Annotated in this window: 22 protein-coding genes and 1 tRNA gene; 16 read left to right on the forward strand and 7 right to left on the reverse strand. The window is 72.9% G+C overall.

What is annotated here, in order from left to right; all coding sequences use genetic code 11:
* Positions 1-6 precede the first annotated feature (6 nt).
* Complete coding sequence (locus ACPPVO_RS03325) at positions 7-687, forward strand: hypothetical protein (RefSeq protein ID WP_426509831.1); 681 nt, start codon at positions 7-9, stop codon at positions 685-687.
* A 482-nt stretch (positions 688-1,169) separates the two neighbouring features.
* Here the strand turns inward: ACPPVO_RS03325 and ACPPVO_RS03330 are convergent, their stop codons facing one another.
* Positions 1,170-2,990, reverse strand: a complete 1,821-nt coding sequence (locus tag ACPPVO_RS03330) for a metallophosphoesterase family protein (RefSeq protein WP_426514517.1) — start codon at positions 2,988-2,990, stop codon at positions 1,170-1,172.
* 85 nt (positions 2,991-3,075) lie between these two features.
* Here ACPPVO_RS03330 and ACPPVO_RS03335 point away from each other — a divergent pair.
* From ACPPVO_RS03335 to ACPPVO_RS03350, 4 genes are all read left to right on the forward strand, one after another.
* Positions 3,076-3,148: transfer RNA gene (locus tag ACPPVO_RS03335), tRNA-Thr, on the forward strand.
* Between the two features lie 113 nt (positions 3,149-3,261).
* Complete coding sequence (locus ACPPVO_RS03340) at positions 3,262-3,924, forward strand: EAL domain-containing protein (protein WP_426509832.1); 663 nt, start codon at positions 3,262-3,264, stop codon at positions 3,922-3,924.
* Positions 3,921-4,451 carry an EAL domain-containing protein gene (locus tag ACPPVO_RS03345; RefSeq protein WP_426514518.1) on the forward strand — a complete coding sequence of 177 codons (531 nt, stop codon included), beginning with the start codon at positions 3,921-3,923 and terminating at the stop codon, positions 4,449-4,451. The genes ACPPVO_RS03340 and ACPPVO_RS03345 overlap by 4 nt, the downstream gene beginning before the upstream one ends.
* 13 nt (positions 4,452-4,464) lie before the next feature.
* On the forward strand, positions 4,465-5,895 hold the full coding sequence (locus tag ACPPVO_RS03350; protein ID WP_426509833.1) for a cellulose binding domain-containing protein: 1,431 nt from the start codon (positions 4,465-4,467) through the stop codon (positions 5,893-5,895).
* Between the two features lie 36 nt (positions 5,896-5,931).
* Here ACPPVO_RS03350 and ACPPVO_RS03355 read toward each other — a convergent pair whose 3' ends face one another.
* Positions 5,932-6,768 carry a PSP1 domain-containing protein gene (locus tag ACPPVO_RS03355; protein ID WP_426509834.1) on the reverse strand — a complete coding sequence of 279 codons (837 nt, stop codon included), beginning with the start codon at positions 6,766-6,768 and terminating at the stop codon, positions 5,932-5,934.
* 729 nt (positions 6,769-7,497) lie between these two features.
* Between ACPPVO_RS03355 and ACPPVO_RS03360 the strand changes: the two genes are divergently transcribed.
* Positions 7,498-8,505, forward strand: a complete 1,008-nt coding sequence (locus tag ACPPVO_RS03360; RefSeq protein ID WP_426509835.1) for a hypothetical protein — start codon at positions 7,498-7,500, stop codon at positions 8,503-8,505.
* A 73-nt stretch (positions 8,506-8,578) separates the two neighbouring features.
* Here ACPPVO_RS03360 and ACPPVO_RS03365 read toward each other — a convergent pair whose 3' ends face one another.
* Positions 8,579-8,749, reverse strand: coding sequence for a hypothetical protein (locus ACPPVO_RS03365; protein WP_426509836.1), 171 nt, complete (start codon positions 8,747-8,749; stop codon positions 8,579-8,581).
* A 722-nt stretch (positions 8,750-9,471) separates the two neighbouring features.
* On the opposite strand from ACPPVO_RS03365, the gene ACPPVO_RS03370 reads away from it, so the two are divergent.
* Both ACPPVO_RS03370 and ACPPVO_RS03375 read left to right on the forward strand, forming a co-directional pair.
* On the forward strand, positions 9,472-10,008 hold the full coding sequence (locus ACPPVO_RS03370) for a hypothetical protein (protein ID WP_426509837.1): 537 nt from the start codon (positions 9,472-9,474) through the stop codon (positions 10,006-10,008).
* Complete coding sequence (locus ACPPVO_RS03375) at positions 9,950-10,543, forward strand: hypothetical protein (RefSeq protein ID WP_426509838.1); 594 nt, start codon at positions 9,950-9,952, stop codon at positions 10,541-10,543. Before ACPPVO_RS03370 ends, ACPPVO_RS03375 begins: the two co-directional genes overlap by 59 nt.
* 76 nt (positions 10,544-10,619) lie before the next feature.
* Here the strand turns inward: ACPPVO_RS03375 and ACPPVO_RS03380 are convergent, their stop codons facing one another.
* On the reverse strand, positions 10,620-10,859 hold the full coding sequence (locus ACPPVO_RS03380) for a hypothetical protein (protein ID WP_426509839.1): 240 nt from the start codon (positions 10,857-10,859) through the stop codon (positions 10,620-10,622).
* A 198-nt stretch (positions 10,860-11,057) separates the two neighbouring features.
* Here ACPPVO_RS03380 and ACPPVO_RS03385 point away from each other — a divergent pair, with 198 nt between their 5' ends.
* The 5 genes from ACPPVO_RS03385 to ACPPVO_RS03405 all read left to right on the forward strand — a co-directional run bounded on the left by ACPPVO_RS03385 (position 11,058) and on the right by ACPPVO_RS03405 (position 15,861).
* The gene (locus tag ACPPVO_RS03385; protein WP_426509840.1) at positions 11,058-11,450 is read left to right on the forward strand and encodes a winged helix-turn-helix domain-containing protein; all 393 of its coding nucleotides are present in this window, start codon (positions 11,058-11,060) and stop codon (positions 11,448-11,450) included.
* A gap of 126 nt (positions 11,451-11,576) precedes the next feature.
* Complete coding sequence (locus tag ACPPVO_RS03390; RefSeq protein WP_426509841.1) at positions 11,577-12,059, forward strand: MarR family winged helix-turn-helix transcriptional regulator; 483 nt, start codon at positions 11,577-11,579, stop codon at positions 12,057-12,059.
* The gene (locus ACPPVO_RS03395; RefSeq protein WP_426509842.1) at positions 12,056-13,606 is read left to right on the forward strand and encodes an MDR family MFS transporter; all 1,551 of its coding nucleotides are present in this window, start codon (positions 12,056-12,058) and stop codon (positions 13,604-13,606) included. The genes ACPPVO_RS03390 and ACPPVO_RS03395 overlap by 4 nt, the downstream gene beginning before the upstream one ends.
* A gap of 93 nt (positions 13,607-13,699) precedes the next feature.
* Positions 13,700-15,334, forward strand: coding sequence for a long-chain fatty acid--CoA ligase (locus ACPPVO_RS03400; protein ID WP_426509843.1), 1,635 nt, complete (start codon positions 13,700-13,702; stop codon positions 15,332-15,334).
* Positions 15,335-15,357: 23 nt separating this feature from the next.
* Positions 15,358-15,861: a hypothetical protein gene (locus ACPPVO_RS03405; protein WP_426509844.1), complete on the forward strand. Its 504-nt coding sequence runs from the start codon at positions 15,358-15,360 to the stop codon at positions 15,859-15,861.
* Here the strand turns inward: ACPPVO_RS03405 and ACPPVO_RS03410 are convergent.
* On the reverse strand, positions 15,776-16,678 hold the full coding sequence (locus tag ACPPVO_RS03410; RefSeq protein WP_426509845.1) for a Ku protein: 903 nt from the start codon (positions 16,676-16,678) through the stop codon (positions 15,776-15,778). The two genes, ACPPVO_RS03405 and ACPPVO_RS03410, sit on opposite strands and share 86 nt — an antisense overlap.
* Positions 16,679-16,770: 92 nt before the next feature.
* Between ACPPVO_RS03410 and ligD (ACPPVO_RS03415) the strand changes: the two genes are divergently transcribed.
* Both ligD (ACPPVO_RS03415) and ligD (ACPPVO_RS03420) read left to right on the forward strand, forming a co-directional pair.
* Entirely contained in the window at positions 16,771-17,700 is a 930-nt protein-coding gene (ligD, locus tag ACPPVO_RS03415; RefSeq protein ID WP_426509846.1) for a non-homologous end-joining DNA ligase, read from the forward strand.
* Positions 17,693-18,580: a non-homologous end-joining DNA ligase gene (gene ligD / locus ACPPVO_RS03420; RefSeq protein ID WP_426509847.1), complete on the forward strand. Its 888-nt coding sequence runs from the start codon at positions 17,693-17,695 to the stop codon at positions 18,578-18,580. Before ligD (ACPPVO_RS03415) ends, ligD (ACPPVO_RS03420) begins: the two co-directional genes overlap by 8 nt.
* A gap of 399 nt (positions 18,581-18,979) precedes the next feature.
* Here the strand turns inward: ligD (ACPPVO_RS03420) and ACPPVO_RS03425 are convergent, their stop codons facing one another.
* Positions 18,980-20,221: an AI-2E family transporter gene (locus ACPPVO_RS03425; protein ID WP_426509848.1), complete on the reverse strand. Its 1,242-nt coding sequence runs from the start codon at positions 20,219-20,221 to the stop codon at positions 18,980-18,982.
* Positions 20,222-20,386: 165 nt separating this feature from the next.
* Here ACPPVO_RS03425 and ACPPVO_RS03430 point away from each other — a divergent pair, with 165 nt between their 5' ends.
* Positions 20,387-20,704, forward strand: a complete 318-nt coding sequence (locus tag ACPPVO_RS03430) for a GroES family chaperonin (RefSeq protein WP_360382033.1) — start codon at positions 20,387-20,389, stop codon at positions 20,702-20,704.
* Between the two features lie 28 nt (positions 20,705-20,732).
* On the opposite strand, the gene ACPPVO_RS03435 is transcribed toward ACPPVO_RS03430, so the two are convergent.
* Positions 20,733-22,226, reverse strand: coding sequence for a PrsW family intramembrane metalloprotease (locus ACPPVO_RS03435; RefSeq protein WP_426509849.1), 1,494 nt, complete (start codon positions 22,224-22,226; stop codon positions 20,733-20,735).
* Positions 22,227-22,536 lie beyond the last annotated feature (310 nt).

Here is a 22,536-nt window from a genome sequence, read left to right on the forward strand (position 1 = left end):
TGGGCCGTGACTGACGCGCTGGATCGGCTCGCCGTTGTTGGCAGTGACCTGTTCCGGCGGGTTGATGTGCTGCTCGCCGGGGGCGGGGTCGCGCCCGGGAGCCGGGCCGCCGAACTGCTCCGGCGCGTCGGTGGGCTGCCCGCGGACGTGCTCGAGTACGCGCTGCGGCTCGACGTCGCCGGGCTGCTCGCCGCCTCGGACGAGCTTCGGGGCGTCGGGGACCGGTTCCGGGGGCTGCCCGGGACGGTCGCGGTCGGAGTCCGGGGGAGTGCCTGGGAGGGCAGCGGCGCCGAGGCGTTCGGGGTCGCCTGGGCCGCGTTGGCGCAGTACATCGGGGAAGGCGGCGACGAGCGCAGCATCGTCGGGCGGGTCGACGCCACCGCCGACTATCTCGGGGCCGTCGCCGGCTGGGCCCAAGGGTTTCGGCACGAGCTCGCCGAGGCCGTCGCCCGGGTCGTGCAGTCCGCCGAGGCCGTTGTCGTCGTCACGGTGAAGGACGGGGTCGAGGCCGTCGCGGCGGCGGGGCGGATTGCCGAGCGGGTGCTGCGTACCGCCGGTGAGGCGCTCGATGCCGCCGACGAGCTGCGGCGGCAGTACGAGGGGCGGCTTGGCGAACTCGAGTACCAGCCGCCCGAAGTGCCCCGCGGGACGGCGGCCATCGCCGGCGTCACGCGGGTGACGATGTAGAGGCGGCGACCAGGAACTGAGGGCCAGGCGGGCGCCGAAGGCCAGCAGCACGCCGCCGGTCGTGACGTCCGAGGCGCGGCGCACGCGGCGGCCGGCGAAGAAGCGGCGCGCCCGGGCCACGTTGGACAGGGTGACGCCCAGGGCCGCCCGCGCGCGGAGAAGCGGCGCGCCCGGGCCACATTGGACAGGGTGACGCCCAGGACCGCCCGCGCGCGGAGAAGCGGCGCGCCCGGGCCACATTGGACAGGGTGACGCCCAGGACCGCCCGCGCGCGGAGAAGCGGCGCGCCCGGGCCACATTGGACAGGGTGACGCCCAGGACCGCCCGCGCGCGGAGAAGCGGCGCGCCCGGGCCACGTTGGACAGGGTGACGCCCAGGGCCGCCCGCGCGCGCCCGTCAGGGTGTTCTTGACGACGACGGTGGGGTCGGCGCCGGGGACGAGCACGAGAACCGTGGCGGACGCCAGGAACGCGCGTATGAGCTCATCGGATCTCGATCGGGTCGTCGATGAGGTGCAGCTCCATCGGGCGGCCCGGCTCGAACCAGGGCGCGGACGGGGCGGCGTCCGGGCTGGCGTGCCAGTGGCGGCCGGTGTGCCGCGTGCCGATCGGGTAGATGGTGAGTGCGCCGTCGGCGTGGAAATGCAGGCGCAGGAAGCCTTTGTACCCGGTGATGCCCTGCCCGGCGAAGAGCTCGTTGACGTTCACGTCGAACTTGGCCGCGACGAGCAGGTACAACGCGAAGAGCTCGCCCGCGGCGACGGCTGACAGCGGGAGGTACAACACGATGGAGATGAGCAGGGGCAACGGCCAGGCCAGGTCCACGAACGGAAGGCTGAGCCAGCCCCAGGTGCCGAGCGTCGCCAGTCCGACGAAGGCCAGGCCGTGCACGAGGCCGAGCACCCAGTGCCGGGGCCTTCGCTGGCCGGCCGAGCGGGGCATCGCCAGCAGGCAGGTGCCGAGGAGGTCGAGGATCACCATGAGCACGGCCGGCACGGTGACCAGGCGCTGCTCCACGCCCGACACCACGCGGTCGGCGGCGTTGACGAACGCGAGCATCGTGAGCAGCTGGAGCATGCCGAGCAGGCCCAGGAACATGGGGTTGCGCCAGGGCAGGCGCCAGAAGACGCCCAGGGCCAGGCCGCGCGACTGGGACTTGGTGGGGAACGTGCGCCGCAGGTCGTACGACTTCGAGGGGGTCGCGTTGCGGACCAGCGAGCGCACCGGCGGGACCGAGATCTTGTCCGGCAGCTCGTGGGTCGGGTAGAGGTACGCCCCGCCGCCGCCCGAGGTGATGAGCTCGCGGCCCGGGCGCGAGTAGCGCGCGTAGTGGTGCAGGTCGCCGGAGATCATCGCGCGGACGTCGGCGCCGGTGGGGGCGACGATGGTGCGGACGAAGTAGTCGAGGCTGTCGTAGGCCTTGCGGTCGTCGGTCGCCTCCACCCAGCTCGGCGACGGCGGGCAGATGATGACCTTGTCGCCGGGGCCGAGGCGTGCGGCGACCGAGCGGAAGTACCGCAGCTGCGGGTCGTCGATGTAGGCGCCCGCCTGCACGTCGAGCCCGAGCAGCCACCAGCGGTTCGGCAGCTCGATCGCGAAGTACGAGCGCGACTGCCGGGTCCGCCAGCCGCCGACCGAGCCCTCGTCGCCGCGGACGAAGAGCCGGAGAAAAGCGGTGAGCCCGTCGTACCAGTCGTGGTTGCCCGGCACCGCGTACATCCTCGGCCGCGGGCCCTCCTCCGGCGGCTCCGGCAGCGCCGCGCGGAACGGGCCCTTGAAGCGGTCCTCGTACTGCTGCCCGCTCGCCGTCGGGTAGACCTGATCCCCGCCGAGGACCAGCACCTCGCCCCGCGGCAGCTCGTGGCCGTCGACCGTCAGGCTCGGCTGGGCCAGCAGGTACGCCACCGAGTAGGTCGCGTTGAAGCCGTCGCCGGTGTCGGCCGCGTAGTCCAGCCACAGCTCGCCGGTGTCGGGCCAGTCCGTCTCGTCGGTGACCTCGCCGGCGTAGTTCGCGCCCTCGCGCAGGATGCGTGCGGAGAGTGCGTCCTGCAGCTCGCGCTTGTCGAGGTACGCGCCGAAGAGGTCGGCCAGCAGCACCCGCACCGCCGTCCCGCTCAGCAGCACCGGGCTCAGCCAGGGCACCCCGCGCCGCGGCGTGAAGCCCATCTGGTCCGGGTCCAGCGCGGTCGGCCGGCCGCCGGGCGCGGTCGGCGGGGCGTCGCCGTCCTCCTGGGGGATCGGCAGCAGCGGCTCGCCGGGGTCGGCGGACAGTTCCCCCGGTGCGGGCGGCATATCGTCGGGCATCACGCGCGGGACGTTACCGGGGCCGCGGGGGCGGGGAAACCCCTCGCGCAAGCGCCCGGGGTGTGCCGTACACTAGGGAACCGTTGCCGCCTTAGCTCAGTCGGCAGAGCGATTCACTCGTAATGAATAGGTCGACGGTTCGATTCCGTCAGGCGGCTCCGAAAAGGGCCCGGGAGGCAGCTCCCGGGCCCTTTCCACGTCTCCGGGCCCGCGAACGGTCAGGTTCGCGGCGCCCCGGCCGATGGGGACGGGGTGGAGTCGGGACGCCGGGATGCGTGAGGCCGTGGCCGCGGCGCTCAGCCGGGGTGCGCGCGAGGGCCGCAGCACCGCGGTGCTGCTCGTCGGCCCCGAACGGCCCGACGGCGCGACGCTCGACGGCTTCGACGAGCTCATGCGCCGCAGCGTCCTGCGCGACGACCCGGTCGGGCGCATCGGCGACGAGTTCGCGGCGGTGCTGCAGGACATCCGCAGCGTCGACAACGCCGAGGCGGTCGCGCGGCGCATCGCGGTGGCCGGGCCGGCGCGCATCGGCATCGCGGTGGCCGCGCCGGGCGAGTACGGCGCCGACGACCTGCTGCACCGGGCCGCCCTCGCGCTGCAGGAGGCGCGCAGCCGGTCGGACGGGGCGCCGTGGGCCTGCTACGAGCCGGATCTTTCGGCGAGCACCCCGCTCGCCGAGGAGCTGCACGAGGCGGTCGGCAAGGGCGAACTGCGGCTGTTGTACCAGCCGATCGTGGCTCTGCCCGATGGAGAGCTGACCGGCGTGGAGGCGCTGGTGCGCTGGGCCCACCCGGAGCGGGGACCGCTGGAGCCCGACGCGTTCGTCCCGCTGGCCGAGCGCTCCGGGGCGATCGGCGATCTGGGCCGCTGGGTGCTCGGGAGGCCTCGACCCAGGCCACGCGCTGGCAGCGGCGCCTGCCGGCGCTGCAGCTGAACGTCAACGTCTCGCCGCGGCAGCTCGACGACGACGGCTTCGCCACGCAGGTGCTGCGCATCCTGGAGCGCACCGGCTTCTTCCCCGGCAACCTGGTGCTCGAGGTGACCGAGGGCGCGGTCATCGGCGACCGGACGTGCGTCGCGCAGCCCGCGGTGCTCAGCAACGCCGGGATCCGCATCGCGCTGGACGACTTCGGCACGGGGTACTCGTCGCTGCGGTACCTCGCCCGCCTCCCCGTCGACGTGCTCAAGCTCGACCGCCTCTTCGTCGCCGAGCTCGACGGCACCTCCCGCGGCGGCGCGGTCGCCCAGGCGGTGCTGCGCCTCGGCCAGATCCTGCACCTGGACACGGTGGCCGAGGGCGTGGAGAGCGAGGCCCAGGCCCGGGAGCTGACGCTGCTGGGCTGCCACAAGGCCCAGGGATTCCATTTCGCCCGCCCGGTCACCGCGCTCGAGCTGCAGCGATGGCTCCCCGCAGGCGACCTGTCACGCTACGAGGCGGAGGTCTGGGGCCCGGAGGTGTGATACTGCACGGGCCATGCGTGCCGATCTTCGCCTCCGCCTCGGTGTGTCACTCGTCGTGGCCGTCGTGGCCGCGACCGCCGCGACGGCGCTCGCCGCACTGCCCGCCGCGATCCTGCTCATCGCCGCCGCCGCGCTCGCCGGCGCCCTGCTCGGCTGGCCCGGCGCGGTGTTCGGGCTCGCTCTGCTGGTCTTCGCCGACGGGGGCGCGGCCAAGGTCGCGGTCGGCCTCGCCGGGGTCCTGCCGTGGGTCGCGATGGCGGCGTGGCGGCGCTGGTCGGCCCGCGGCCGGCGGGTCCGCGCGGCGGCGGCCGCGGCCGAGCGGGAGCGGCTGCAGCGGGAGATGCACGACTCGCTGACCCAGACCCTGGAGATGGCCGCGATCCGCGATCCGGACCCGGCCGCCGCCGCCCTGCCCGACCTGGTCGCCGCGATCACCCAGGAGTGGTCGGCGCGGACCGGCATCGGGGTCATCCTGCACAGCGCCGGCCTCGACGCGGCGGGCGACGCGGCGCCCGAGGCCGGCATCGAGCTGTGCTGGATCCTGCGCGAGGCGCTGCGCAACGTCGCCACCCACGCCAAGGCCGAGACGGTGGCCGTGACGCTCGAGCGCGACGGCGACGGGATCACGCTGGAGGTGCGCGACGACGGCGCCGGCTTCGCCGAGGGGCCGCCGGGCGGTCGCGGCATCGCCCGGATGCGGGAGCGGGCCCGCGTGTGCGGCGGGCAGCTGACGGTCTGGTCGCGCCCGGGCGGTGGCACCCGGATCACCGCCACCGTGCCGGCCTCGATGGCCGTGGGGGCTGCTCAGCCCTCGTGGCGCGTCCGGCTGGGCGCGGCTTTGGCGGCTGCGGCGGTACCGCTGGCGCTGGTTGCTCTTCTGACCGCCCCCGGCGGCCTCACCTCGCCGCTGGTCGCCGACGACGGGCGCCTGCCCTTCGATCCGAACGCGACCGGCGGGCCGGCCACCGCGCGGGCCGCGGCCGAGGTCTCGTCCGGGCGCTCCGGCGCGACGGCCACCGGCAGCCCGGCCGGGGGCCCGTCGCGCACCCCGTCGGCCCGCCCGTCCGGGCCGGTCGCCAGCGGGGCCGCCGCGCCGCCGCCCACCGCCGCGACGACCGTGGCCGAGCAGCGCACCTGCCGGGTCACGTACGTCAAGCGCAGCGAGTGGAGCCCGGGCTTCGTCGCCGACGTGACAGTCACCAACCTCACCGCCGCGCCGATGACGGGCTGGTCGCTGCGCTTCGAGTACACGGCCGGGCAGAAGGTCACGAGCTACTGGAACGCGGTCGTCGCGCAGAACGGCGCCGCGGTCACCGCGCGCCCGACCGGGGACCAGCCGTCGCTGGCCGCCGGCGCGTCGCTGACCTTCGGCGTGCAGGGCGTGTGGCAGGGCAGCAACCCGAGCCCGGGGGCCTTCACGCTCAACGGGTCGCCGTGTGGCTGAGCCAGTGCACGAGCACCTTATGAGCTCCGGGTCGGTCTAGCCGTGCCGCTCCTCGTAGGCCTGGCGCGATCCGCACACCGACGCGCGGCTGCAGGAGCACCGGGAGCCGTCGGCGTCCATGCGGACGATGACGGAGTCGCGGGGCACGCTGTGGCCGACCACGCGGCCCTCGCCGTCCGGGGTGCTCACCCGCGCCCCGACCGCCGGGGCCGTCGCCTGGAAGGAGGCGTACAGCGGGTGCTCGTACTTCAGGCAGCACATGAGCCGCCCGCAGGCGCCGGAGATCCGCAGCGGGTTGAGCGGCAGGTCCTGGTCCTTGGCCATGCGGATGGTGACGGGCTCGAAGTCGTTGAGGAATGTGGCGCAGCACAGGTCGCGCCCGCACGAGCCGATGCCGCCCTGGACGCGGGCCGAGTCGCGCGCCGAGAGCTGGCGCAGCTCGACCCGGCAGTGCAGCGTGGCGCCCAGATCCCGCACCAGGGAACGGAAATCCACCCGATGGGGTGCGGTGAAGTAGATGGTCGTCCGCGCGCCTTGCCCGCCCGTGGAGTCGAGCACGTGATCTACTGCGACGACCTTCATCGGCAGCTCGTGGTCGCGGATCAGCCGCTTCGCCGCGACCTTGGCCTCGGCCTTGCGCTTGCGCAGCAGCTCGTCGCGGCGCAGGTCGTCGTCGCCGGCCAGCGCCACCAGGCGCGGGAAGCCCTCGGTCTCCTCGGTGACCCACTGGGCGGCCCAGACGCACTCGGCCACCTCGGGCCCGTCGTCGGTGGGCACCAGCACGCGGTCGCCCACCTGGGGGCGCAGGTCACCGGGGTCGAAGTAGAACAGCCGCCCGTAGCGATTGAAGCTCACCGCGCACAGCATGCCCATGGCGCTCACAGTAACGCGGGTCACGCGGAGCGCCTACGGCTCGGTACGAGATGCCGGGAAAAGTAGGTAAAAGTCCGACTCGAAACTTTTGGGCGACCCCGTACCTACTTCGTAGCTTTCGTCGTTACTAGTGCGGATGAGCCCGTAAAAATCGGCGTAACTCCGGCCGGGAAGGCCTCGTTGGGCGCAGCAGTGGCACGCCCCGACGGGCCTGCACCCGTACTCCCCGGTCTCGGAGGATCTCATCACCATGACGGCACCAGTAGCTTCCGCGCGCCCAAAAACAGCCCGACTCATCGTCGCCCTCGCCGCCGCGGGGGTCCTCGGAGCAGCGAGCCCGGTCGCGTCAGCGGCACCCGCCTCGGCGGGCGCACCGGAGAGCTCCGGCTGCCCCGAGGGCTTCGTCGCGACCGCCGCGGCCAACACGCTCGCCGTCGGCGGGCTCGACCTGCGGGGCATCGGCCTGGACACGCCGCCGCTGCCGGAGCTGCGCGCCGCCACCGCGCACTCCGGATTCGCGGGCGGCCCGGCCCGGGCGGCCGCCGACGCGCGCTACATCCAGAGCAGCGGCGTGCTGCCGTCCGGCCTGATCGGGCCGAGCGCCTACCAGCAGGCTCCGCCGCCGCATGATGAGGCCGCGACGGTACCGGTGCAGGGCATCGACATCGGCGCCCTCCAGGCCGGCTCCGGTGGCCTGCGCGCGAACGCCACCTGGAAGGACGCCACCCAGTGCACCCCGGCGCCCGGCCGCGCGCCACCGCCGACGCCCGCCTGTCCGGCCTGGCGGTACTGCCCGGCCGCGGCGGCAAGGCCCTGCTGCGCTTCGGCGCGATCCAGAGCGCGACCGCGACCGGCGTGGACAAGCTCGACGGCAAGACGGCCGCGAAGGCCACCGCCACCGGCGACATCGCCGGCTTCACGCTCCTGGCGGGCGGCCCGTCCGCGATCGGCATGCGCGTCGTCAGCCCGCCGAGCCTGACGGTCGCGGCCGGGGCCAAGAAGTCCGTCGACTACAAGCCGCCGGTGCTGGAGGTCCGCGTGCCGGGCCGCGACGTGCTGCGGGCCGACTCGGCCGGCTCCCACATCGACGTGGTCGTCCCGGTCGACGGCAACTCCCGCGCGGACGCCGAGGACCTGGGCCGCGCCGAGAACCTCCCGGTAGCGGGCGGCCTGCCGCTGCTGGACCAGCTCGGCGGCGCGACGAGCGCCCTGTCCGGCACCATCGCGGGCGCGACGAAGATCCCGGAGTCGCTGCTGACCGGCCTGCTGCCGGGCCTGCCGGTGGTCGGCGGCGGCCAGTCCACGGTCCGTGACACGGAGGGCCCCCCGGCCCACCCGGCGCGCGCGGTCGTGCTGCGGGTCGAGATCGGGTCGGTGGAGCAGCAGACGAGCGCGTCGGGCATCTACGCGAAGGCCTACTCGGTCCGCGTGAAGCTCATCGTGCGCACGAAGTGGAAGTCGGGCGGGTACGGCGACCAGGCCGACCGGACCACGATCCTGGACCTGGGCGTGTGCGCCCTGGAGGCGGCCGCGGCGTCCCCGTCGGCGGGTGGCGGCTACGGCGCGGGCGGCCGCTCGCACGGCGGCTACGGCGGCGTGAGCGGCGACACCGGCGGCGGAGGCGGCACCCTGCCGGTGACGGGCTCGCGCGCCGCGATCGTGCTGGGCGCCGGGCTCCTGCTGGTGGTGGCGGGCCGCATGTTCCTGGTTCTGTCGCGCCGCCGCTCGGCGCACTGACCCCTCGAACCCCTTCGCCGCCCGTGCAGCCTCGCAAGAGGCTGCCCGGGCGGCGTTTTTTGGGGGTGTACCGCTACCGCTTCAGCCGGCGGCCACCGGCGCCCCGCCGCCGGCGCCAGCGCCGGATCGCCGTGCCACAGGCGAGCGCGAACGCGACGAGGGCCGCGCCGAAGCGCAGCGCCACCGTCAGGTCGGGCACGTGCTGCCAGATCAGGTGCACCAGGTCATTGGCCACCGTCATCATCTCGACTCCCTTCATCGAACCGGTAGGCCCGACCGTGGCTGTCCAGTCGTCCGCTTTCCGGGCACTGGACGGAACAGGAAAACTGGACGAGGTTCGGACGCAATCGAGCACTCGGAGGCGAGACCGCGTGGAGGCCGTGGCGGGCGACGACGATCCCCTGACCGCCCTGCGCCGGCATCTCGGCGAGCTGTACGCCCAGGTGGACCGCCCTCCGTACGCGGCGCTGGAGCGACAGGCGAAGCTGGGCGGCGACCGGCTGGCCACGTCGACGATCGGCACGCTGCTCAAGGGCCCGGGCCGCCCGCGGTGGGACACCGTGCGGGTGTTCGTGGCGGCGTGCGCGCGGATCGTCCAGTCTTCCTGGGGCCGGCTGACCGTCCGGGAGGGCGACGTCGAGCCGGAGCGGTGGCGGACTTTGTACGACGCCGTCATGCAGCCGCGGCCGGCGAGTGCGCCGGACGCGGGCGAGCGGTCGCCGGTCGGCTGGCCCCGGCGGGGTGCGGTGCGCGATCTGGACCCGCGGCTGCTCGGCGTGCACCGGCCCGTCGCGGTGCCCGGCGCCGACCGGCCGCTGCCCGCCTACGTCGAGCGGGACGTCGACCACGGCCCGGACGGCGTGCGGTCGCGCATCGAGACCGCCGCCCGGCGCGGCGGGATGGTCGTGCTCATCGGCGGATCGTCGGTCGGCAAGACGCCGGACCGCGTACGAGGCCGCGCTCGCGGTGCTGCCCGGCTGGCCGCTGTTCCGGCCCGACCCGGACGACGCCGACGACTGGGCCCTGCGCGATCGCCTCGACGAGGCGCTCGACCTGGTGCGGCAGGCCGACCCGAACGGGATCGACGTGATGCACCAGCGGGCCCGCCTGCTACGGGCCGCCGGTCTCGAGGACGAACTCGTCGAGCTGGTCGAAGCGGGCGACGAGATGGCCCACGAGCTGTGGCACGCGTGGCTCGCCGAACGCGGGGACGCCGATGCGCTCCGGTCGCGGGCCGAGGCCGGAGATGCCGCGGCCGTCGCGCACCTGGCCTGGTTGCTTGTCGAACGGGACGAGATCGAGGCCGCCGTCGCGCTGGTGCGGGGCTGGACGCCGCCGGAAAGCGGACGGCGTTGGCCGGCCGCGGAGGCCGGGCTGCCGGTGCTGCTGGAGCTCCTGACCAAACTCCGGGAAACCGAGCGGGTCCGGGCGCGGGTGACGGGGTGTGCGCGAGCTCGCGGCCGAGCACAGGAAGCTGCTCGAGGACGAGCTGAGCGATCTTGAAAAACTCACGGTCGAGGACTTCCCCGATTCGGTGGTGGCGTTCGAGAACTGGCTGGGCCGGGCGCAAACGGCCGTGGACCGGGCGGGTGAGCTGCATACGTCGGTCGCCGCGATCAAGAAGGAGGCGCGGTCCCACCTCGACGGTCCGTCGCTCGAGGAGCTGACCAGGAGGGCCGACGCCGGCGACGCGGACTCCGCGCGCCGCCTGGCCGATCGGCTGGCGAGCGAGGGCGACGAGCCCCGGTTGCGCGCGCGGGTGCGGGCGGGCGACGAGACGGCGGCGGCCCGGCTGCTCGACGTGCTGCGGCGCAAGGGGAACCGCCGCCTGGCCGACCGGATCGAGTGGGCCGGGCTGACGGAGGACGGCTCGGTGGCGGAGGTGCCGGAGCCTGGTCCTGATTCGTCCTCGGCTCGGCGATCGCCCACGACGGTTCGGCGTTACGACGGGACGCAGTTGTCGGTGCGGGTCGGGACGGACGGACTGCCGGTGCGCGAGCTGTGGGCGATGCACTACGCCATGGGCACGCGGGGCTGAGGACCGTAAAAGCAAAAATCCGCCTCTGGGAACTCCAGAGACGGTGCGGTGGTGCGGTGGGCCGGGCGGTTCTGCGCTATTGGGGGACCGGGCGTCGGCGGAGGATCGCGGCGAACTCGAGCGACGCGGAGGCCACCCGCTGGGCGCCGATTATGGCGTGCTCCCAGCTGCCGTTCATGCCCGTCGTGAACTCGATCTGCACGTCGCCGTCGTCGATCAGGAGGATCAGGTCGCCGTCGTCCTCTGTTATCACCGCGTTGATGGCTCGCAGGTCCAGGGACACGACCGGGCTCAGCTCTTCCTCGTCGTCCAGCATGACGGGCCTCCAAATGGCCTGCTCAGGGGGTGCGGCGACCGCGCGGCTCGCAGCATGTGGACGGCCGCCGCACCCCGGTTCCGGGAGTGCGCGGGGCCTGACCGCCCAGCCCGGCCCCGCGCTACGCTAAACAATAGTGGCCGTTGGGCCATAAGGCCAGTATCAGTTGTGCCGATAGACCTTCGTATGGTCGCGAGCATGATCTCCCGGAGTTCCGGCCTGTCGCTGTATCGGCAGGTCGCGGACGCGATTCGGCAACAGATCATCAGCGGTGAACTGCCGCCGGGAAGTCTGCTGCCCTCGGAAAAATATCTCGCCGAGGAGCACGATGTCGGTCGCGACACCATCCGCGACGCGATGGCGCACCTGCGCAGCGAGGGTCTTGTCGAGAGCAAGCGCGGGTACCGCAGCCGCGTCCGCGCCGTCCAGCCGCGCGAACGCGTCTGGCTGCACGCCGGCGAGCTCGTGACCGCGCGCATGCCCACGCCGGCGGAGAAGAAGGAGTACAGCATGCAGGAAGGCGTGCCCGTACTCGTCGTCGGCGACAAGGCCTACCCCGCGGACCGCTACGAGTTCGGTCCCGCCGAATAAAGGTGCCGCCGGGTAAGGTGCCGCCGAGTAAAGGTGCCGCGCATCACGCGTAAATAAGTTGTAGTCGGCCGCCCATGATACCGATGCTTGTGGCAAGCAAGTATCAACACGGGGGAGCCGGAGCGCGTGTACGAGGACAGTGAGCACGCCGCCATCGGGCGGCAGGTCGGCCGGTTCATCCGGCTCTCCGAGCGGCTCTTCGCCACGCTCAAGTGGAACGAGGCCGGTCGCGGCCTCGAGCGCCCCGCGTACGTACTGCTGAACCGGATCGCGGTCGACGGACCCTTCCGGTTGTCAGCCCTCGCCGCCGACGTCGCCCTCGACCTCTCCACCGTCAGCCGGCAGGTCGCGGCGCTGGAGAGTGCCGGCCTGATCGGCCGGTACCAGGACCCGCACGACCGGCGGGCGAGCCTGGTCGAGGTGACCGAGCTCGGCCGTGAGGTCTTCGCCGAGAACCGGGCCCGCTGGCTGGCCATCTGGGAGGACCTGCTCTCGGACTGGACGCCGCACCAGCGTGCGGAGTTCGCCGAGCTCTTCACCCGGCTGAACGAGTCGATCGCGGAACGCTTGCCGCACGCAGCGCCATCTACCGAAAAGGACCCTCGATGACCACCGCGCCACCTGAGCAACAGACCCGGCCCACGCTCTCCCATCGGCAGATCCTGCTGCTGATGGGCGGCCTCATGACCGGGATGCTGCTCGCCGCGCTCGACCAGACGATCGTGGGCACCGCGCTGCCGACGATCGTCGGCGACCTCGGGGGCCTCGACCACTACTCGTGGGTCGTCACCGCTTACCTGCTGGCCTCCACCGCGTCGACGCCGCTGTACGGCAAGATCAGCGACCTTCTCGGCCGCCGCCCCGTGCTGCTGTTCGCGATCGCGACCTTCCTGGCGGGCTCGCTGCTGGCCGGCCTGTCGCAGAACATGACCCAGCTCATCGCGACGCGCGCCCTGCAGGGCATCGGCGCCGGCGGTCTCATGACGCTCGCGTTCACGATCGTCTCCGACGTCGTCGCGCCCCGCGAGCGGGCCCGCTACCAGGGCCTCTTCGGCGCCGTGTTCGGCATCTCCTCGGTCGCCGGGCCGCTCGTCGGCGGGTACTTCGCCGAGCACGACTGGCGCTGGATCTTCTACATCAACGTGCCGCTGGGCATCTTCGCCCTGTTCGTCTGCGCCCGCGTGCTGCGGCTCGTCCCGCACACCCGCCGCGAGCACCGCATCGACTACCTCGGCGCCGTGCTGATGGTCGCCGGCTCCAGCGCGCTACTGCTGGCGCTGTCGCTGGGCGGCAGCGACGGCTACGCGTGGAACTCGGCCAAGATCCTCGGCCTGCTCGCCGCGTTCGTGGTGCTGGCCGCGCTGTTCGTGTTCGCCGAGAGCCGGGCCCAGGAGCCGATCCTCCCGCTGCGGCTGTTCAAGCGGGCCACGTTCTCGCTGGCCAACACGGCCACGTTCATCCTCGGCTTCGCGATGTTCGGCTCGATCATCTACGTGCCGCTGTACCTGCAGATCGTCAAGGGCGCCACCCCGACCCGCTCGGGCCTGCTCATGCTGCCGATGATGGCGGGCGTCATCGTGACGTCGATCGTGTCCGGCCGCGTGATCTCGAAGCTCGGACGCTACAAGTGGTTCCCTGTCGCCGGTACCGTCGTCATGGGCTCCGGTCTTTTGCTCTTCACGACCCTCCAGGTCGACACGCCGCTGTGGCAGGCGTTCATCTACATGACCGTCATCGGCGTGGGCCTGGGCCTGGCGATGCAGCCGCTGATCCTGGCCGTGCAGAACGCGCTGGACCTGCGTGACATGGGCGCCGGTACCTCCGCCGCGACCTTCTTCCGCTCGCTCGGCGGCTCGGTCGGCGTCGCGGCGCTCGGCGCGGTCCTGAACAGCAAGCTGAGCAGCGGCGGCGGTGGCGTCTCGATCAACGCGCCGGCGCAGGTGCGGGCGCTGCCCCCGGCCCAGCTGCAGATGGTCGAGCACCTCTTCGTGAACGCCCTGCACCCGGTGTTCCTGTCGGCCGCGATCGTCGCGCTGGTGGGCACCCTGATCACCGTCGCCCTGCCCGACAAGGCGCTCCAGGGCGGCGCGCCCACGGAGGCCGCCGAGGGCGAGGACGCGGCCGCCGACATGGAGGCCAAAGTCGCCGCCTTTTAGGTAAATCGCGAAATGTCCGGACGTCGAACGGCGTCCGGACATTTTGTTACCCGTGGGTTTCAATGTGGTGCAGGACACATTAGCTTTGGCGTCATGCGCAGCACGATGATGAAGACACCCCTCCTGATCTCCCGCATTCTGCAGCACGGCAGCTCCGTCCACGGCGACTCCGAGGTCGCGACCTGGACCGGGGAGGGCGCCCGGCGCACCAGCTACGCCGAGGTCGGCCGCCAGGCCGCGCGACTGGCCCACGCGCTGCGCGGGCTCGGGGTCACCGGCGACGAGCGCGTCGGCACCCTGATGTGGAACAACGCCGAGCATCTGATCGCGTACCTCGCGGTGCCGAGCATGGGCGCCGTGCTGCACACGCTCAACCTGCGTCTGTTTCCCGAACAGCTGATCTACATCGCCAACCACGCCGAGGACCGCGTGGTCATCGTCGACTCGACGCTGATCCCGCTGCTGGCCGGCGTGCTGCCGCACCTGAGCACCATCCGGCACATCGTGGTGGTCGGCGGCGGCGACACCGCGAAGCTCGCCAAGGACGGCGTCGAGGTGCACGCCTGGGACGAGCTCCTCGCGGGCAAGCCGGAGACGTTCGAGTGGCCCGACGTGGACGAGAACGACGCGGCGGCGCTGTGCTACACCAGCGGTACCACCGGCAACCCCAAGGGCGTCGCGTACTCCCACCGCTCCATCTACCTCCACTCGATGGAGGTCTGCATGGCCGAGAGCTTCGGCCTCGGCCCGCAGGTGCGCGACCTGTGCATCGTGCCGATGTTCCACGCGATGGCCTGGGGCCTGCCCTACGCCGCGCTGATGAGCGGCGCCCAGCTCGTCATGCCCGACCGCTTCCTGCAGGCCGCCCCGCTGGCCCGGATGATCGAGGTCGAGAAGCCCACGTTCGCCGGCGCGGTGCCCACGATCTTCACCGATCTGCTGGCGTACCTCGACGCGAACCCGACCGACGTCTCCTCGCTCAAGGAGGTCGTCATCGGCGGCTCGGCCTGCCCGCCGGCGCTCATGCACGCGTACGCGGAGCGGTACGGCATCCAGGTCATCCACGCGTGGGGCATGACGGAGATGTCCCCGCTCGGCTCCATCGCCCGGGCGCCGTTCGGCGTCGAGGGCCCGGAGGCGTGGGCCTACCGGTACACCCAGGGCCGCATCCCGGCCGGTGTCCAGGGCCGGATCGTCGGGCCCGGCGGCGAGGCGATGCCGAGCGACGGCAAGGCGGTCGGCGAGCTGCAGGTGCGCGGGCCGTGGATCACCGCGCAGTACATCGGCGAGGACGGCCCGGACCCGGAGAAGTTCGAGGACGGCTGGCTGCGCACGGGCGACGTCGGCACCCTCACGCCCAACGGGTACCTCACCCTGACCGACCGCGCCAAGGACGTCATCAAGTCCGGCGGCGAGTGGATCAGCTCGGTCGACCTGGAGAACGCGCTGATGGCCCACCCGGCGGTGCTCGAGGCCTGCGTGGTCGGCGTGCCCGACGACAAGTGGGGCGAGCGGCCGCTCGCGACGGTCGTGCTCAAGGAGGGCCAGAGCGCCGACGCCGAGACCCTGCGCGAGTTCCTGTCCGCGAAGGTGGCCCGGTGGCAGCTGCCGGAGCGCTGGTCGTTCATCGAGGCGGTGCCGAAGACGAGCGTCGGCAAGTTCGACAAGAAGCGGGTCCGGTCCGACTATGCGGGCGGCACCCTCGAGGTGGTACAGATCAACGGGTGACGCGCCCGGCCAAGATTGCATTGGTGATCACCGCCGCCCTGTCGGCCTGCGTGATCGCGCTGTGCGGCGTGGCCCTGGCACTGCGGGACTGGGTGCCGGGGCTCGCGGGCTGCCCCGACCCCACCCGGCCCGCCAAGACGTCCGTCTTCACGGAAAAGGCCAGGATCGAGCAGCAGTACCCCGAACTGAGGCCGATCCGCTCCGTGCACTGGCAGGAGCGCGAGGCGCGGGCCCGCAGCTGCCCCGAGATCGGCCCGATGGACTACGTGATGAACGGCTTCGTGCTCATCACGCCCGAGCGCGCGGCCGCGGCGCCCGACGGCCCGGCCGCGGCCGACCCCGAGGTGCCCGCGGACCTGCGCCCGTTCGCCCCGGCGGCGCCGCACTGGGTGGACGTCGGCGGCGGCCTGCTGCTCGACCGGGCCTCGTCGACCGTCTACTTCACGCGGATTTCTTCGCGGCCGTCTTCTTCGCCGGGGCCTTCTTGGCCGGCGTCGCCTTCTTCGCCGGGGCGGCCTTCTTCTTGATGGGCGTGGGCCCGGCATCCTCGTCCGGCGCCTCCTCGCCCCGGGCGGCCCGGGCGCGCTCGACCGACGCGCGCAGGGCGGCCATGAGGTCGACCGCCGCCGCCGGGGCCTCCTCGGCCTCCTCCGGCTGCACGACCTCGCGGCCGGCCACCTTGGCGTCGATGACCTCCTGCAGCGCCTCGCGGTAGTTGTCGGTGTACGAGTTCGGGTCGAAGTCGGCCGCCATCGACTCGATGAGCGAGCCGGCCATCGCGAGCTCGGCCGGGCGGGCGGTCACGTCGTCGTCGAGGATGTCGAACTTGGCCGTGCGGATTTCGTCCGGCCACAGCATGGTGTTGAGCACCAGCACGTTGTCGCGCACGCGCAGGGTCGCGAGCTGCTCGCGCTGGCGCAGCGCCACCTTCACGATCGCGACGCGGTCGACGTTGGTGAGCGCGTCGCGCAGCAGGGCGTACGGCTTGGCCGCGGTCTGCTCCGGCTCGAGGTAGTAGGCCTTGTTGTACAGGATCGGGTCGACCTGTTCGGTCGGCACGAACTCCAGGACCTCGATCGCGCGGCTGCTGGTCAGCGGCAGCTCGGAGAAGTCGTCGTCGGTGAGGATCACCATCTCGCCGCCGCCGAGGTCGTAGCCCTTGGCGATGTCGTCGTAGGCGACCTCCTCGCCGTCGACCGAGCAGACCCGCTTGTACTTGATCCGCCCGCCGTCCTCCCGATGTACCTGGTGGAAGCGGATGTCCTTCTCCTCGGTCGCCGAGTAGAGGCGGACGGCGATCGAGACCAACCCGAAGGAGACCGCGCCCTTCCAGATCGCGCGCATGAAGATCCTTTCCCCGGCGGACCATGCAAACTTCAGCTTCCCATCGTTTTGACCTGGGCGCGAGCAACTCCTAGGCGAACTATCGTGTGGCTATGGCCGGCCCGCCCGCTCCGATGCTCGCCTCGCCCGGCGTGCTGCCGGCCGGGCCGGGCTGGGCGTTCGAGTTCAAGTGGGACGGCATCCGCGCCATCGCGGTCGTCCAGGCGGGCGTGACCAGGCTCTTCGCCCGCAGCGGGGCGGAGGTGACGGCCGCCTATCCCGAGCTCGCCGGCATCGGCCGGGACCTGTCCGACTCGGTGCTCGACGGCGAGGTGGTGGCCATGGACGAGGCCGGCCAGCCGTCGTTCCAGGTGCTCGCCGAGCGCATGCACGTGCGCGAGCCCAACCGCGCGGCGCGGCTGGCGGCGACGGTCCCGGTGACGTACCTCGTCTTCGACGCCCTGCGCGCGGAGGGGCAGGAGCTGGTCGGGCTGCCGTACCGCGGCCGCCGCGAACGCCTGGAGCGCCTGCCGCTCGGCCCCCGCGCGATGGTGCCCCCGTCCTTCGACGACGGCCCGGCGACCGTGGCCGCGAGCCGCGAGAACCGCCTCGAGGGCGTGGTGGCGAAGCGGGCCGAGTCGCTGTACCACCCGGGCGTGCGCACCCCCGACTGGATCAAGGTCAAGCTGGAGGAGAGCAGCGAGTTCGTGGTCGGCGGCTGGCGGCCGGGCAAGCGCGCCCTGGGCGCCCTGCTGGTCGGCGTGCCGGTGCCGGGCGGGCTCGCCTATCGCGGCCGGGTGGGCGGCGGCATCTCCGGCGCGGCCGAGCGGTCGCTGCTGTCGGCGCTCGAGCCGTTGTCGACGGCCCAAAATCCCTTCGGCGCATCGGTACCGCGGGAAGACGCCCGCGGCGCCGTCTGGGTCGACCCGCACCTGGTGGTGGAGGTCAAGTTCAGCCACCGCACGCGCGACGGCCGCCTGCGCTTCCCGCGCTTCCTGCGCATCCGCCCGGACCTCTCCGCCGAGGAGGTGACCGATGCCTGACCGCATCCCGGTGGAGGTCGACGGCCGCCGGCTGGAGATCTCCAACCTCGACAAGGTGTTGTACCCGCGCGCCGGCTTCACCAAGGGCGAGGTGCTCGACTACTACACCCGCATCGCGCCGACGATGCTGCCGCACCTGCGGGGCCGCCCCCTCACCCGCACCCGCTACCCGAACGGCGTCGAGGGCGCCGGCTTCTTCGAGAAGAACGCGCCGGCCGGGACGCCGGAGTGGGTGCGGACGGTACCGCTGCCGGTCCCCGGCTCCTCCAAGGGCCGCGAGAAGATCGACTTCATCCTGGTGGACGAGCTGGCCACGGTCGTGTGGCTGGCCAACCTGGCGGCGCTGGAGCTGCACACTCCACAGTGGCGCGTCGACGCCGAGGGCCGCGCGCTCGACCCCGACCAGCTGGTCGTGGACCTCGACCCGGGCCCGCCGGCGGGGCTGCCGGAGTGCTACGAGGTGGCCCTGATCCTGCGTGAGCGCCTGGCCGCCGACGGCCTCGAGGGCGCGGCGAAGACGTCCGGCAAGAAGGGCATGCAGCTGGTCGTCCCGCTCTCCGGCGCCGAGACGGCCGACGAGGTCAGCGGCTACGCGAAGGAGGTAGCCGAGGAGCTGGCGCGCGCCCACCCGAAGCTGATCGTGGCGAAAATGGCGAAACAGCTCCGGCCGGGCAAGGTCTTCATCGACTGGAGCCAGAACAACGCGTTCAAGACGACGGTCGCGCCGTACTCGCTGCGAGCCGGCCCGTCCCCGACGGTGAGCGCCCCGCTGACGTGGGACGAGGTCGAGGCCGGCGAGCTGACCGCGGCCGACCTGACCCCGGCGGCCGTGCTGGAGCGCGTCTCGACGCGCGGCGACCTGCTGCGGCGCGGGTCGTGACCCGACATAACTCGGACGCGCTGCGCCGCGCCGCGCGGGTCGTGGCCCGGTAACTCGGACGCGCTGCGCCGCGCCGCGCGGGTCGTGGCCCGGTAACTCGGACGCGCTGCGCCGCGCCGCGCGGGTCGTGGCCCGGTAACTCGGACGCGCTGCGCCGCGCCGCGCGGGTCGTGGCCCGGTAACTCGGACGCGCTGCGCCGCGCCGCGCGGGTCGTGGCCCGGTAACTCGGACGCGCTGCGCCGCGCCGCGCGGGTCGTGGCCCGGCAACTCGGGCGCTCGGCGCCGCTACACGCCGCGCGGGTCGTGACCCGATAAGTCGGGCGCTCCGCGCCGCGACTTATCGGATTTATACCCCGACGACGGATAAGTCGGCACTCGGCGCGACGTGCCCTGGGAATTCACTCCGAGGAGACGATCACCGCGTCGGGCGGTGGCTCGCTGCGGTGCTGGACCAGGTGGCGAATGCCCGTGTTCAGCACCGCCACCAGCGGCACGGCCACCAGGGCGCCGATGATCCCCGCGAGCACGACGCCCGTCGCGATCGCCACGATCACGGCCAGCGGGTGTACCGAGACCGCGCGCCCCATGATCAGCGGCTGGAGGACGTGCCCCTCCAGTTGCTGGACCGCGATCACGCCGATCAGCACGACCAGGGCGGTGATCGGGCCCTCGTCCACGAGGGCGACGAGCACGGCCACGGCGCCGGAGACCGTCGCGCCCACGATCGGCACGAACGCGGCCAGGAACACGAGGGTGCCCAGCGGGAACCAGAAGTCCACGTTGAGGAAGAACAGCAGCAGGCCGATGCCGAGCGCGTCGATGAACGCGACGAGCACGGTCGCCCGCACGTACGCGACTAGCGTGCGCCACGCCGCCTCGCCCGCGCGGCGGACCGGGTCGCGGGCCGGCGTGGGGAGGATGCCGGTCACGAAGTGCCAGATCCGCTTGCCGTCGCGCATGAAGAAGAAGGTGACGAAGAGGATCAGCAGCATCAGGGCCAGGAACTCGACCGTCGCCGTGGCGGTGTTCACGGCGCTGTCGGTGAGGCTGCCCCGGTTGTCGTTGAGCCAGGTGGTGGCCGCGTCGAAGGTGGCGTCGAGCTGGCGGCCGCTGAGGTGCAGCGGGCCGGTGGTCAGCCACTCCTGGATCTGTGACACGCCGGCCGACGCCTTCTCGGCCAGCGCCGGGAAGCCCGCCACGAACTCGCTCACCACCAGGGTGAGGACGCCCGCGACCGCGCCCAGGCCCATGATCAGCACGAGGAACGCGGCAAGCGACGGCGGCAGCTTGACCCGGCGGCGCAGGACGCCCATCACCGGGGCGAGCAGGGCCGAGAGCAGCAGCGCGATGCTCAGCGGGATCAGCACCGTCTTGAGCCGGCCGACGAGCCAGAGCAGCACGGCCGCGGCCGCGATCAGGATCAACAGGCGCCAGGACCAGGCGGTGGCGATGCGCAGGCCGTGCGGTACCTCCGCGTCGTCCCGGCTCGTCGTCGTCGCGTGGTCGAGCGGGCGGGCGGGCGGGGCCGGCTCCGGCTCGGGCTCCTCGACCGCCGCCAGTTCGCGCTCGGCCTGCACCTCCGCCAGGCGCTGGAGATAGGCCCGCCGCAGATTGGCGCGTACCTTGTCGAACCGGCCCACGGACTACCTCCCCGATTGCACCCTGACGTTGCTGTACCCGACGGCGACTCCCCACGGTAGACCGGGTCGCGCGGCGTTCGCACGCACCGAAGCGGTAGCGTCGCAAGCGTGACAGCACAACCCGCCGCTGGTTACCAGGGGTCCACCGAAGATCCACCCACGTCCGTGGATGCCCTGCCGATCCGGCTCCTGCACGACCGGGTGCTCGTCCGGCTGGAGGGTGCCGAGGGTGAGCGGCGGCACATCTCCGGCATCGTGATCCCGGCGACGGCCTCGGTCGGCAAGCGGCTGTCGTGGGCGACCGCGGTCGGGGTCGGGCCGAACGTGCGCTCGATCGTCTCCGGCGACCGCGTGCTCTTCGACGGCGAGGACCGCTCCGAAGTCGAGCTGCAGGGCCGCGACTACGTGCTGCTGCGCGAGCGCGACGTGCACGCGGTCGCGGCCCGGCGCGTCGAGCCGGACTCGACGGGCCTCTACCTCTAGTTACCGGTAATAGGGCGCCTACCTCTAGTTACCGGTAATAGGGCGCCGCGAAGACCGGTGGGGGCGGCGGGGCCAGTGAGATCGGCACGGGTACCACCGGAGTCGCCGGGGCGTCGAGGACGCGCACGATGCCGTCGGGGAAGGTGATGTGGTACCGCGAACCGTCCCACACCGCCCGCGGCGACTGCGGGTCGCGGCCGACGAACACCTGGCGGTACGCGTCGAGCGCGGTGAGTAGCTGCCGCTCCTCGGCCAGGGCCTCCATGCGCCGCTTCGGCTCCTTGTCCAGCCCCCGGTGCAGCCCGTCGCGCAGCAGCGCCAGCCGCGTCGCGTCGAACTGGAACGCCCGCATCGCCTTGGCCCCGGCGTCGCCGGCCACCCGCTTGGCCCAGCGGCGCGCGGAGAGCCGGCGCCCGAGCGTGCCGAGCGCGGCGATCTCGGGCGGGGAGAACCACCCGGCCCGGGCGTACTCGCCCAGCACCCGCTCGGTCAGCCGGCCCTCGTTGGCGCGCAGCCAGAGCGCGAAGCCGACCATGCACAGGAAGATCGGCATCATCACGGCGAAGTAGCCGTACAGCAGGACCCAGGCGCTGGTCGACGCGGTGACCGACATGAGGTTCCACGAGCCGTGCAGCATCATCGCGACCAGCAGGCCGGCGAGCGGGGCGAGGAAGCGCACCGCCCGGGCCGAGGAGCGCGAGGCGAAGCCCAGGCCGATGCCGGTCATCGAGGTGAACAGCGGGTGGGCGAACCCGGTCATGAGGATCCGCACGATGAAGATGCCGACCAGCGCCGCGGCCCCGGTCACGGGCCCGGACTTGTCGGCGGTCTCGCCGTAGCCCTTGAAGCCCAGGTACAGGATGTTCTCGACCATCGCGAACCCGGTCGCCGACAGCCCACAGTAGACGATTCCGTCGATGATGCCGGAGAACGCGCGGGGGCGGCGCCAGAACAGCAGCACCGGCCCGAGCGCCTTCATGCTCTCCTCGATCAGCGGCGCGACGAGCACGGCGACGAGCGCGTCGGACAGCCCCGCCTTGTCGGCGAAGTAGGAGCCCGCGGTGTTGACGACCAGCGCTACGCCGGTCGCCACGCAGGCGCCCCAGCCGAAGACGAAGACGAGATACTTGACCGGCTCGGGCTCGTACCGATCCAGCCAAAGGAAGCAGGAGACCAGCACCGGCACCGGGATCACCGCGGAGCCCACGCCGACGACCAGCGCTGTCCAGCCGCCGTTGAAGCCGAAGAACGCGAGCACGGCGACGCCGCAGGCCGCGATGAACCCCATGACGCCGATCAGCGTCCAGAGCCGGCGGCGGTCGGAGCGCTTGGGGGGCGGGGCGGCGGCCAGGGCCAGCGCGGCGGTCGGGTACTCCGTGCGGCCGGTCTGCGGCTCGGCCGCCTCGGTCACGTTGGGCACGGCGGACGAGGGCATCATCGGCGGGCCGGACGGCTGGCCGGCCGCGACCTGGGGCGTCATCGGGCGGCCCCACTCGGAGCCGGGCGGCGCGCTCGGCTGCACCGCCGCGGGCTGGCCCCACTGGGGCTGCTGGTCGGGGCGGCCCCAGGCGGCGGGCGGCTGCGCGGACGCGGGCGGCTGACCCGGGTGGCCCCACGGCGGCGGTCCCGAGGCCGGCTCCTGCCCGGGCGGTTGCGCAGCGGCGGGCGGTTGCGGTTGTGCAGCAGGTGGTTGCGCAGCCGGCGGTTGCGCAGCCGGCGGTTGCGCGGACGCGGGCGGTTGTCCAGGGTGGCCCCACGCGGGCGGGCCAGAGGCGGGCTCCTGTGCAGGCGGCTGCGGCGGTTGGCCCCACGCCGGCGAGCCCGGGGCGGGC

The organism is Dactylosporangium sp. McL0621 (assembly GCF_049995355.1).
In the GTDB taxonomy this organism is placed as follows: Bacteria; Actinomycetota; Actinomycetes; order Mycobacteriales; family Micromonosporaceae; genus Dactylosporangium.